The following is a 12,502-nucleotide window of genomic DNA, read 5'->3' as shown; positions in this document are numbered from 1 at the left end:
TCCCTCACTTTTCGTGCTGCTCATCGGCTTTCGACCCCAGCGACAGCCTCCCGACCGACCCGACCGAGCGCAACACGGGCGGCAAGCTCCGGAGGATGGCCGGACGATCCTCGGGCGTGGTGCCCTTGAGTGCCATTCGCGCGAGCGCGAGCTTGAATCCGGCGATAGCGACAGCGGCGAACGCAGCAGAACCGACCACAGCTCCTAGCGCTTGCGCCCAGACAGGGAGATTCATTGACCCTCTCAACTCGAACTGTGTTGGTCGAGTTGGGCGCAGAAAGGCTCAGCTCGACCGGTTACTCCAACCGGTTCAGTAGCTGAGCCCTAGCTCGCGTCGGGCGTCAGTTCACGGTGCGGCACGACCATCCCGTTTGGCCGCGCCTCAGTTCTTCGTGATCCAAGTCTTGTCCTGTTTTACGCCCTGTAGGCGGCGAACTACCCGCAATAACGTCTATCGATAGACCACACATGCGGACAGCAAAGATTCTGGCAGACGAGTTGGCAGGGCACAAATCGCCTGGTTAACTATCGAACCTGCGTATCAATATGCTGGCGGAGTGGGTGTGTCCGTTGGCGGGTCATGATCACGTGTGAGAATTGGTTCTTGTCCCGCAGCGCTTCCGCAAGTGCTGCGACAAGAACTGCTCCTCGACCAGCGCCCGTTCGAGTCGCTGGATCAGGCGCAGGCTACCGTTGACAGGTTCGTGCGCCAGTACAACACCGAACGGCCGCACCAGGCCTTGGACATGGACGTCCTGGCATCGGTCTACGGCTGCCGCCCCAGGCTGGCGGCGCAACCCCATCGGCGCCAGCGCTGCCCGCCTTCACCCCTTCAACACCCAGACAGCGCTTGCTCCCCTGCGGGCTGATATCACCATGGTGGATCTGCTGCGCGACGGTAGCCGGATCAAACCGTGCCCTCCCGCGTGAGCGCCGCTGTGCGATCTGGTACGGGCTCCTGTTGAGGGGTTCGAAGCCAGCTTGTCGTGTGTCAGCGACCGGTCGTTCGACGGGCTCACCGCGGCGCAGCTGGCAGAGCTTGCTTCCGACGAGGAAGAGATCACCTTTGCGTTCATGGCCGACGCGGACGCCATTCATGGCCCGGAACACACGCTGTTGGTGGTGGAGTTATGGGACGACCCGGGCCGCACCTTTCGCGTAGCCCCGCACGAAGTCTGGTCAGTCCAGGCCAACCTCGAGATCGCCAACATTGACTTTGAAGAATTCGCCGACGCAGTTGACCACGACGGAGTGTTCCGCGGTTTCACCGACGAGTCCTCATGAACCGGCCCGCCGTCAAGTACGTCCTGCTGTATCGCACGCCAACACGGTGGCGGATCTCCGTAGCCGAAATACCTGACGCCTTCGGATGCGGCCACCTGCCCGGCACCGCGCCCGACGTACCGGTCGAGGACGCCCAGCAAGACCTCCTGCGCCACCTTCGCCGGCATTGGCAATTCACCGGCGGCCTGTCCTGGGAACAGACAGGCCCAGATTCGTGGGCTGCCAACGCCGTTGCCCCCGGCGGATAGTACAAGGATCGGCTAAGCCGCGGCGTTACGCATCATCCGACCCAATCCGCAACACATCAATCGGAGCCTGGCACCGGGTCGGCCGTCATGGCTTGGTCTCGCGGTCTGTGGCCGTTGCTTGCGGCCGGGCGCAGGTGCCGGGTGTTGGTTGGCGCCGGGGCGTCGAGCAGTCCGGCGGCTCCGACCGCGCGGATGCGCTGAACGGTGCGGACGCTGATGTCGTTGTCTTTGGCGAGGTCCTTGTTGGTCACCTCTGGTCGTTCACGGATGGTGATCCACAGTGTGTGCCAGCGTCTGTAGTCGGCCGGCTTGGTCGGGACAATGTTCACCAGATCTGTGCGCAGGTCGGTGAGCCTGTCGAGATCAGGCTCGTCGTTGTGGTTCGCCCTGGATTCCTCTGCCGGCGGGGGTGGGTCGATCGCAAGGTGTGTGGGTGGCTGGATTTTGGCGGCGATCCTTCGCGCCCAGCCGCGCGTGTCGATGATGTGCATGAGATGCTGGGCGACTTCCTCGACCGGGGTGGTGGTCGCGGCGATCGCGGCCAGGATCGGGTCGGCGTGCTGGGCGCGGATCTCGGCGTCGATGTGGCCGGCAAGCGCTGTGCGGCGGACTTCTTCGGCGATCTGAGCTCTGGCTGTGGTGAGGGATTCGACGACGCCATAGCCGTGCTCGAGGGCCAGGCTGCGGGCTCGAGCAGTGACTGCGGGTTCGCGTCGCCATTGGAGAAGGCCGTAGGCGGGTGCGGTGTTGCGCAGTTTCCCGGCGGCACGCAGAGCGTCGCGTCTGCGGGCGGCGGAGTGCAGCAGCCAGACCGCGTAGGCGAAGCAGCCCAGGCCGCCGAATACCACAGCAAGGTAGGCAACGCTGGCATGGCCGACAACATTGATACCCACGCCCACCACGACGGATGCCGCGGATAGGATCCGCCATCCGTAGGCGGACTCGCCCAGCCGTTGCCGCCAGTCCGCCATGCCAGCGGACACGGCGCCACCGAGGTCGATGACGATGGCGAACGGAAGCACCAACACGGCGCGTACCCAGACAGGAACGGTGTCAGGCCACGGAGGAACCTCGACCCCGACCCAGATCTGGCCGATGGACGAGCCGAGTGCGGCGATCGCATAGAAGCACCAGGCCGCACGTTCGACCCCTGCATATCGCATGGTCGGCTCACCGGACACGCCGAGTGGTGTTCGCAGGGGCGGGGCAAGCATTGGCGTGACCTTTCTGCTAGACGCGGTTCATCCGACGTGCAGGGTGAAGGGTGACAGGGCACCCAATGGCCGCAACGGCCCATGTGGCAGCACGGTTTTCGCGGTGGATGCGCGCTGCGGAGTGCCAAAAAGACTAGGGCTGTCACGGCGGCGGCAAATACCCGCACAAGGTCCACCCGTCGCGGTGCGCCCGCCACAGAAAGTTGGCCATGACGAGGACAGTCGCGCGCTTCGCCGTCACCGAACCCGATCCCGGCCGTGAGGACCGTTGCGGGCAGGAGAAGACCAAGGAGGTAGGCACCGTCGCATAATGCGGCCGCATCGCCGATACCCCTGTCAACGCGAACAGACGTGTTCATGAGGGCATTCCCGGGTGTCGCGGATCCTGTTCGGGCCATGGGGGCCGCTGCCGTTGGCGCAGCAGGTCTTTGGCGAAGGCGGCAGTGTCGCCGGCGAGTTCGATGCCTGCCTTGTCGAGAGCGTCGCGCAGGGTTTTGAGCCGGTGCCGGACAGCGTCGGTGTCGCCGCAGCCTGCAGCGGCTCGCATCGCCTGGCACGCAAGCTCTTCGGAAAGCGGATCCAACTCGCACGCCTGCTCGAGCAGATGCCACGCGCGGTGCGGGTCGTGTTCGGCGTGCAGTGCGGCAGCGTGGGTGTGCAGTTTGATTTGGTGACGCCGCACCACTTCCCGGTCGGTGTCGATCCAGTCGTAGTCGGTGCCGTCGGCCAGCGGTCCGCCGCTGGCGTCGAGGGCTGCGGTCAGGTGGGCCAGGCGCTGCAGGTCGTCCGCGGCCCGTGCGACGGTGGCGTAGTGGTCGGTGACTGCCCACCAGTCCACCACCACAATCCGGGGGTCGAGGTGGTAATGCCCGCCAGTGTTGACCACCGGTTCGAGGCGTACTTTCGCGGTGTCCGGGTCGCCGGTTGAGGCGGTGGCGGCGCGGCGGATCACGCCGCGCAGGTTGGCGACCACCGTGGACAGACGCTCGGAGGCCCGGCGCATGGTGGCGTCGGGGAACAGCGATTCCATGATGTCGCCCAGCGCAGCGCCGCCGCGGTGCACAGCGAGATAGACCAACAGTTCCAAGGCTTTGGCCCGCAGGCCGCCTACGGGCTGGCCGTTGTCGCCGATGATGGCGGGACAGCCCAGGACGCGAACCGTCACCGGCGAACTCGCACCCGACGGTGGTGTCGGCGCAGGGGCGTCGCCGTCGGCGCTGTGGACCTTCGCTTCTGCAACAGGCGCGGGTGGATTCGATGGCGGTCCTACTGCAGCAGCGTTGCGTGAGCCGACGGACTCGTGGTCGCCGCAGCTTTCGCGCAGCAGGCCGAGCATGTCGAGGGTGGTCGCGACGTCCAGCACGGCCAGCCGCGGGTCCTCGTCGCTGTCCCCGGTGGTGCCGTCTTCGGCAACGTGCAGGGTGGTCCCCGGCGGCCACGGGCCGATGAACGCGGCGCCGATGTCCACGCTATAGCCCAGCCCGACGGCGGTGGTCAGCCGGTTGATCCACGCAGGGTCCGGCACTTCACTGATCAGCAACACCTGCGGCAAGGGTTCTGCGTGGATGTCGTTGTCGCGTAGCGCGTGCACCGTGGCCGTTTGGGCGTCGGCGGTGAGCCGGGCCCGGCGGATGACCTCCTCTTCGAGGTCAGTGATGGCGTCGGCGACGGTGTCGGTGACAGTCAGGCGGCTGATCGACCCGAACTCGAGCGCAGACACGCCGAGCAGAGTGGCCAGCGTAGCGGCGGGGATGATCGCCCGGCCTTCGGCATCGGGATCGTCGTGGCTACCCGACGTCAGGGTGGCCACCAGCAGCCCGCGGGCAGCGTCGAGCGCGGCCGGCCCTTGCAGCCCCAGACCAGCGGAAAGCGGAAGCGTGCCTGCTCCAGCCAGGTCTGCACCGCTGGGGCCGATAGGCGGCAGCGCGGGTCTAGTCTCCGCGGCATGGTAGTCCCGCACCGTCGGCGCCACAGCTGTGGCGGGGGTAAGGCTTTCCGGTGCGCTGCGGCGCAGGGTCTGCCGAATGCGGGTCACCGCCGCCAGGGGTGGCACTAGATCCGGATCGGCCAGCCGTGGCGCGGTGACCGGGGTGGGACGGTAGCAGTGGCGACGGTGTCGCCACACCATCGCCACCGCGGCTACCAGCCCGGCGCCCAAGCCGACGGGGATCCAGCCGCCCGGCAGATTGATGCCGTCCGACGGGCCGGACCGTGCTGGTGCCTGCTCGCTGCCTGAGGCGATCGGAGCTGGCGACGCTGCAGAAGTCGCCGCCGGCGCAGGCGACTCGCTCGGCGTGGCGAATCCGGACTGGAATGCCCCGGCGGACGGCGGGTTGGAGGCGACCGAAGGTGCAACGTACATCCCATCGTCGCCGTCTGCAGCGGTGCCCGCCGGGGCTGACACCGAAGGGGACAGGTTGCGCGGTGGCGGGGCCGTTGGACTTGCGCTGGTGCTCAGGCTTGGCGAAGGTACGGACGCCGGGGCCAGCGGGTCGGCGGTGACCGGAGGGGCGACCGCTTCTGCTCCGGGCGGCGGCACCGCATCGGCGGGTAAGGTCAGCACCCAGCCTGGAAAGATCAGATCAGGATCGCGGAACCTAGTGTTGCCGGACACCTGCGGCCAAGACCTGCCCTGGTTGAGATCCCAAATCTCTGGCCACCGCTCAGGGTCGCCCAGGCACACCTTGGCGATGCGCCACAACGAATCGTTGTCGACGACCCTGTACGTGTAGCCGCAATCACCGACGACCAGAGTAACGCTGCCCACCGTGAAAGGCGTCTGCACCGTGGCGGCGCGGGTGTCGTAGCGGGCCGGCGCCGTGGCCGGTGACGTCGCCGGCGCCTGGACCGAATGCTGCCCGACCACAGCGACCGCAGCGGCAGCGGGTACCGCGTTGGTGCCGCTGTGGGCGTCGATCTGATTGATCGCGGCGGCTCCCATGGCGGCGCTGGCCGGGGTGAGCAGGCCAGCCGTGTGTCCGGCAATCAGCGCGGCGGCCATGCCCTGGACCGGGCGCAGCACTGGAAGCCGAGGAAGATCGATGCCCCGAACGCGGGCCACGCCCTCGGCGAGCAGCGAGACGACCACCAGCAGCCACAACACCCACAACAAGATGATCACAAGTGGCGTCAGCTGTCGAAGCGACAACAGACCCCCGCCAGGGCCACGCGCCAGTTCCGCCGTGCCCAGCAATGGGTTAGCGCCGAAGTGCAGCAGGGCTATCGGCGCTCCAATGACGAGCGTGACGAGCGTCGTGGCGTTGACCACGACGGCGACTGCACGCCGAAACGCCATCACCACACGCTCACCCCATTCGCGTTACACCTGGACAGATCTGACCCGATCCGAGACTGGCGGCATCCGCATTGATCCATCCGCATACATGGCGAGAACCGGCAGCGGCGGTGATCCATCCCACTTAAAGACAACTTGCTAAAAGACAACCTGCCACTGCGGTCGGCGATCGCGCCAGGCATCAGGCGATGACCCGCGGTGACACGGTCTGACACGTGGTGACACGTGACCGGCATCGGGGGCTATGGCGGGGCGGCGGTAGCGTGTCAGCAGCGCAAGGCACCGTGTTCCCCTGAGGCCAGTTCGGCCCGCCAGCCGTCCCTACTCGCCCGTTGGAGCTGCTGGATCTCCACCAGACGGGAGGATGAACTATTTTCCCAGCCGAGCGCTGTCCACGTCGGTTGAGCCGACTGAATTGTGGCGTACGCATCCATGATCCTACGGCCATGCATTGAGTCGCCCGCGCCACGATTAGCCTGCCATTTTCGCAGTTTGGGTCAGGCAGCGCGAGAATCACACGGTCAGCTACATATCGTTGATGATCTGGTCAGGGGGTTTGGTGAGCAGCGCGAACGTTGGCGGCGTAGATGGTGTGCCCACGCTGATCGCGAGGTATGGCCAGCTTCTCGGCGAGGACCGGGTTGAGCAGGATCGCAGCGAGCTGATGCTGGAGATCATCGGCGATCTTCTGGCAGCCTCGGGTGTCCAGTCACGGCTTGTACGTCCCCTTGTTGGCTCGAGTCCGGTGCTCGGATTGCGTAGCGGTGAAAGAAAGTTTTTCCTGGGTCTGATGTGGAGTGACGGGCCGTTGACTGCACAGGAGGTCATGGCGTGGCAGGAGGCTGCCCGGACGCGAGGTGGACTGCAGGTCGCATTGATCTCTATATCCGGGTTCGACGCCGGTGCCAGCACAGGCGCGGATGCTCAGGGACCAACTGTCGTCTTGCTTGATCGTCAGCATGTGGAGGCTGCGTTGTGTGGCCTGTTGACGCTCGAGGAGGCGATGGACGAGATCGGTGATAGGACCGTCTTCGACGGCGCGGTTCTGACCTCGGTGACTGAGCTTCTGACGACGTCGGCCCCTCGGCAGGATCCGCCGCCGTTCGTATCTTTTACCCGGTCGCCGATGCCATGGGACCTTGAGATTGCTAAGGCCGACGGCGTGTCGCTTCAGCATCTGTTGAGTGGGGACTCCGGATGGCCGGAGATCACAGGCTTCACTGTGGACGGCGCTAGGGTGCTCGTCACGACGGACGAGGGTGTTTTGGAAGTCGATGCCCTGCGCGGCACGACACATTGGCTGCTGCGGCTGGCGGGTTGCGCGGGCAGCGTGCTGGCAGCAGCCGACGGAGGAATTCTGGTCCGCCGCGGTGCGGCAGTCGTCGAGTGGAACAACGGTGTACTCACGCCGATCGCTGGAGATCTTGACGATGCCCGGATGCTGCTGTGGGGTCCTGCAGGCCAGGTGTGGGCGCTCTGTGGAAACGGTGCCGAGCTGGGCGGTTCGACGCTGGGCTTGGTGCGGCTGGGAGGGACCGTGGGCGACCAGCAGCGTCATTCGGTCTCGTTCGACGCGAACGTGCTAAGCGCAGCGTGGTTAGGCGATCTGCGCTTCTTCCTCGGCTCAGATGGATACAGCGCCGTTTTGGACCTTGCACGAACCACTTTGGTGCGTCGGGAAGATTGGATCGAGTCGCCGACGGTCCCTCGGTACCTCACGACATCCAACGGCGACGTGATCATGGCCGGTTCCGACCATCGCGGGTTACGCATCGTTCTTCATCGTTTTGACCTGTCCACCCGCACGTCCAGCCTGATCGCCGAATTGCAGCTCAATCGGGTGCAAGGGCTTTGCGTCACCTCCGCAGGCCGACTGATGTTGCTCGGCGATGTGCGAGGAAATGACGTCTGGGTTCCGCGCCCGGTCCTCATCGAGGTCACTCTTGTCCCCCCTACGACTACTGATCCTCCGACCTTTAGCCCCACGCCGCCGCGTCACCTGGCATCGCCGCCGCCCCGCAAAGCTGATCCGTCGGACGAAAGCGACGAGTGTCCCTCGACCGCACCATCTGCCCCTGCTCGTCCGTACGACGCCGTCCTGCTTGCGGCGCACGGTGAACGGAAGGATTACGCACTAGGCCCCCGCCCGCTCAAGGTGGGCGGCCAAGCCGAGGTCTTCCCGGGCACCCACAAAGGCACCGGCACAGCGATCGCGCTCAAGCGGCTGCGCATCCGAGGAGATGACCAGCGCGCGCGGATGAAGCGCGAGGTCGACGCAGGCCGCATGTTCGGTCAAAACCCTCACGTGATACCGATCCTCGACTCCAGCAACGCCCACGACTGGCTCGTCATGCCGCGGGCTGACCACTCGGCCGAAGACGTGGCCGCCACCTTACGGGACGACTCGGCGCTACAGGCGTTGATCACGGCGATCTGTGAGGGATTGCGTGAGCCACATCAGTACGGTTGGATCCACCGGGATCTGAAGCCAGCCAACATGTTGTGGCTGGACGGCCGTTGGGTCATCGCGGACTGGGGCCTGGGCCGCCGCCCACGCGGCCAAACCACAATGCCCGGGCGCACCAGGGTCGGCGAGTTCTACGGCAGCCTCGGCTACGCGGCCCCTGAGCTGCACACCGACGCACACGCGGTCGGCACGCAAACCGACATCTTCAGCATCGGCCAAATCATCGGCTGGGCACTACTGCAGACCGAGCCCCGCGCAAACGTGCCGCACCTTCCTCCACCAGGCCCATGGCGCGCCATCGTGGAAGCGGCAACACATCCGGACCCACAGCAACGCCCAGCGACCGTGGACGACCTACTAACCTTGATCGTGACTGAACTCGAACCAACCCGCGACCGCAGGCAAGCCACAGTTCAACGCCATCCCGTGACACAGCCCGCAGGAAAGCCTCAGCGCACCAGCACCGGCCCCGCAACAGGATTGGCCTTCTCTCTCGACGTCGACCTCTTGGTCGAAGCTGTCACCGAGATGCTCCGCGCCGACGACGACATCCCGATCCGCCGCCTACTGAGCAAAGGAGTGACCGAAGCCCGGCAGCTCCATCGGGCCGGCGACCGTCAGGCAACCGACCAAATCGTCGATGGTTTGACATGCTTGGCAGCCACCTTCCTTGAACTCGAACGCAACAAGTGGTTCACCCGCAGCGTAGACAGCCTCGTCACCATCTACGGCATCGCCTTCGAAAACGGACCCGAGATCACTAACGAGCCGCCGCGACCAGCAGCGGAACTCTGGCTCACAATCGCCACACACGCCGAAGCCCTCGGTGCCCTCGCCGTCCGCCGCGAACACTGGGCCGCAGCGGCCCACTTGGCATCCCGCAAGCCATCCGGTATGCGCCGCATGTATGCAAGCTGGTTCAAACACGCCACGACCATGGCCAACCGTAGCGACCTGACAAACACCAACGACAACACAGCACAGCACGAAATCTCGCTCGTCAGCCTCGGCCATGACGTCATCCATCGACTGGACTACCTCAGACCAGATCTCGAAGCCAGCGACGACCGCCTACTGACCAGCCTCACACAATTCGACTTCCTCGCCTGCCTACACGCCGTCCACACCTCGGGCAACACCACCCACGCGAGCGGTGTCTTCCACCCGCACTTCGCGACCTTTCACGGAACACGCACTCAGCCCATCGTCCAGCGACTGCTCACTGACCAAACCCTCCGCGAGCACATCCACCCCAGCGACGACACGAAACTCGCAGCTGCCCTAGTACTCATCGACAAATACGCCAAACAGGTCGGGTTCCGCTACGACGGTTGGGAAGAATACACACCCGATGTCATCAACTTCATCCGTGCGAACCTCGCCACCATCGACATCTCATGACAGCCAAGAGCCCATGTCGCGGGCGACACTGATTACGTCACACCACCGTCGCTCACCATCCAGCCAGCTTTGGGGCGGCGGTCTCGGCCGCCCGCGCCGCATCAGTAGCCGCGACCGCTCCGGCCGCCGAAGCCAGCTCCAGAACCTCGAGCAGGACGAAGTCGATGACATCGCCTGGGCGCAGCCCAAATGTCCAATGAGATCAACGCCGTGTTCCACTTCGGAGGCGTATTCCCAAGATCGGCGCTATGGTGGTGCCGGACTAGGACCAATCCTGAACCCTTCGGCGAAGGCGATTTGCCGGGTTGGCCGCTCGTGCGGGGCGCGTCTGGGATCTGCCGTGATCGCGTCGGCTGGCTGCGCGGTCAACTCGTTCGGCTGGAAATGTGACCGCCATAGTGGAACCGTGAACGGGTGGACTGACTCGTGATAGTGCCGATGGCCTGGCCAGCGCTGACAAATCTCTCTTGATCCGTCACGGGACAAGCATCACAGTGCGAGCTATTTGACACATGTCGACTATGCCTAGGATGCGGGCAGGAGTGACCTGTCCGCTTTAAGATCGATGCCGCTTACGCGTTGGGATAGGCTCCCGCTGCTGGCGCGGAACGTTGAGTGCCTCAGATCGGCGGGCGTCGACACCGTCCATTTCGACTTCGGCTTGCGGTACCGGCAGGCCCGGTGGCCGTTTCCGCCATCGCCGGGCGGGGTTCGCGCGTGCCGGACCTCGTCGTCAACAGCCGCTAGCTCAGCGTCCATGGTGGATCCGACTTCCGGTCGGCGACGATCAGGAACGCATCTCCCGTGTGAACGATCAGGTCTGCGGATGGCCTATCCGGGCAGCGCACTCGGTCGCATCGCCATAGGTCGATCACACTGCGAAAGTGGCTCCTCATCCGGCACAAGGCGAAGCCAGTCAGCGCCGTCAACCTTCCTTGATCGGTCAGAGGACAACAGACATCAGGATGCGCAAGAGCCTCGGGTTGCGGGCGATCGCATGACTGCCTGCTTACTTTGCATGTGCCTATCGCGAAGAGACGCAGCAGGTTGCTCGCTGAGGATCGGCATCATCCAGCAACACGTACGGTAAGGGATACCTAGCTCGGGGCCAGGCGCCGCCGGAGGTAGGACATGACTAATATCCCGAACCCCAAGCCCAGCAATGCAGAAGCCTTCGCAACCGTCATGGCTGCTGTGACCTCCCTGCTGTTGGCAGTCGCTACCCTCCTTCAGACCGTCACCGCCCTCATCCAGCTCATGAAATGGCACCCCTGAAACCCGCTAGGCCGTTCACGATCGCTGCAGATTGGCCGCCTCGGGGGCACTCACGGTGGGTGCCGGTGCCGCCATGGCCGCAATCTTGTTGCTGCACTGAGTAAAAACCCGGACCTAGCTTCGCATGGGCACGGGCCTAGCCGACCCTGACTGGGCCTCCTCGTTGTTCTGCGATGACTTAAGTTGAGGTTTCCTTCTTTTAGTTTGTCACCGACAAGGCCGGGGACGAGAGTGTCGGATGGTCGAATGAAGTCTGGACGGTAGGCCTCGCGGCGAGCATCATCACTTAACCAGGAGGCAATCTATGAGTGGGATCTTCATCAGCTATCGGGTTGGTCAGACCGGGGCAGTCGCCCACGTTCTATTCGAACGTCTCGTGGACCACTTTGGACCGGAAGCCGTTTACCTTGACGCGCGGTCTATCGCTCCGGGCGAGGACTTCTCGAGGTCCCTTTACACACGGCTGGTGGGCAGCGACGTTGTTGTAGCGGTGATCGGTCCGGACTGGACTACCGTCTCTGGAACCGACGGTCGGCCGAAGATCATGAACGAGAATGACTTTGTACGCCGCGAACTTGCGGAGGCCCTGGCACGGAACATTCCAGTGATCCCGCTGCTAGTCGAATCCGCGCGTATGCCGGCCAGGGACGAACTTCCTGCCGACCTTCAAAGCTTGGCCCACCGACAATATGTGCATCTAAGGGTGCGAGATGGGGACCAAGCAGTAAATCAATTAGTGGATTCGATCAAGGCACTCGTTTCCGAGCTTCGTCACCGGCAGGGTCCTGTCAACCGTGGGCCGACGCCAGGCACCATCGCCGGAGGTGTGATCGCGAACATCAATGTCGGCGGCATGAACCACATCTCGATCAACGACGTGGAGAGGCGCTAGAGGTGGCCGAGGAACCCGAGCCGGCCAAAGGCCAACCGACCGATTGGGAGCTGGCCCTTGCGGTCGGCAATCTCCCACTCGCCCAAGTGAGGCTGGTACTCCGCGCGATCGAGAGCGATCAAGAACGCTGGCACGAGTATCGTCTACGGGAACTTCACCTCATTCGAGTCCGAGAACTCGAAATCTCTGAGCAGGCCCGGACGAGAACTGATCGCTTGGCGATGATCGGGCTCGCGGCCGGTTTCGTCGTTGCGGTCACGATGTTGATAGTCGCGGTCATAGCGCTCCTAAACGACCAGCCAACAGTTGCTGGGTTGATGGCTGGACCATCCGCGGTCGCTCTGGTAGCAACGTTTGTGCTGCGCAGATCCGGAGACCGCCGGACTGGCGATGAACCTGATGCACGACCGCAACCCAACGCGAGTC

General features: G+C 64.5%; 8 protein-coding genes. 5 read left to right on the top strand and 3 right to left on the bottom strand.

Annotated features, from left to right (window positions below; translation table 11 throughout):
- Positions 1-4: 4 nt before the first annotated feature.
- Positions 5-235, bottom strand: coding sequence for a hypothetical protein (locus Rhe02_RS18745; protein WP_203909553.1), 231 nt, complete (start codon positions 233-235; stop codon positions 5-7).
- A 355-nt stretch (positions 236-590) separates the two neighbouring features.
- Here Rhe02_RS18745 and Rhe02_RS50930 point away from each other — a divergent pair, with 355 nt between their 5' ends.
- From Rhe02_RS50930 to Rhe02_RS18730, 3 genes are all read left to right on the top strand, one after another.
- Positions 591-869: an integrase core domain-containing protein gene (locus Rhe02_RS50930; RefSeq protein ID WP_373320646.1), complete on the top strand. Its 279-nt coding sequence runs from the start codon at positions 591-593 to the stop codon at positions 867-869.
- A gap of 67 nt (positions 870-936) precedes the next feature.
- Positions 937-1,284, top strand: coding sequence for a DUF6924 domain-containing protein (locus Rhe02_RS18735; protein ID WP_373320648.1), 348 nt, complete (start codon positions 937-939; stop codon positions 1,282-1,284).
- Positions 1,281-1,532 carry a hypothetical protein gene (locus Rhe02_RS18730; protein WP_203909550.1) on the top strand — a complete coding sequence of 84 codons (252 nt, stop codon included), beginning with the start codon at positions 1,281-1,283 and terminating at the stop codon, positions 1,530-1,532. Before Rhe02_RS18735 ends, Rhe02_RS18730 begins: the two co-directional genes overlap by 4 nt.
- Positions 1,533-1,588: 56 nt before the next feature.
- Here Rhe02_RS18730 and Rhe02_RS18725 read toward each other — a convergent pair whose 3' ends face one another.
- Both Rhe02_RS18725 and Rhe02_RS18720 read right to left on the bottom strand, forming a co-directional pair.
- Complete coding sequence (locus Rhe02_RS18725) at positions 1,589-2,746, bottom strand: hypothetical protein (RefSeq protein ID WP_203909549.1); 1,158 nt, start codon at positions 2,744-2,746, stop codon at positions 1,589-1,591.
- A 355-nt stretch (positions 2,747-3,101) separates the two neighbouring features.
- Positions 3,102-6,041 (bottom strand): BTAD domain-containing putative transcriptional regulator, encoded by a 2,940-nt coding sequence (locus tag Rhe02_RS18720; protein WP_203909548.1) that lies wholly within the window; start codon positions 6,039-6,041, stop codon positions 3,102-3,104.
- Between the two features lie 559 nt (positions 6,042-6,600).
- On the opposite strand from Rhe02_RS18720, the gene Rhe02_RS18715 reads away from it, so the two are divergent.
- Together Rhe02_RS18715 and Rhe02_RS18710 are read left to right on the top strand one after the other, a co-directional pair.
- The gene (locus Rhe02_RS18715; RefSeq protein WP_203909547.1) at positions 6,601-9,909 is read left to right on the top strand and encodes a protein kinase domain-containing protein; all 3,309 of its coding nucleotides are present in this window, start codon (positions 6,601-6,603) and stop codon (positions 9,907-9,909) included.
- A 1,579-nt stretch (positions 9,910-11,488) separates the two neighbouring features.
- The gene (locus tag Rhe02_RS18710) at positions 11,489-12,076 is read left to right on the top strand and encodes a toll/interleukin-1 receptor domain-containing protein (protein WP_203909546.1); all 588 of its coding nucleotides are present in this window, start codon (positions 11,489-11,491) and stop codon (positions 12,074-12,076) included.
- The last annotated feature ends 426 nt before the right edge of the window (positions 12,077-12,502 follow it).

This window comes from Rhizocola hellebori (genome assembly GCF_016862955.1).
Classification (GTDB): Bacteria; Actinomycetota; Actinomycetes; order Mycobacteriales; family Micromonosporaceae; genus Rhizocola; species Rhizocola hellebori.
Note: the sequence above shows the minus strand (reverse complement) of the source record. Positions and strands in the feature narration are given on the sequence as shown.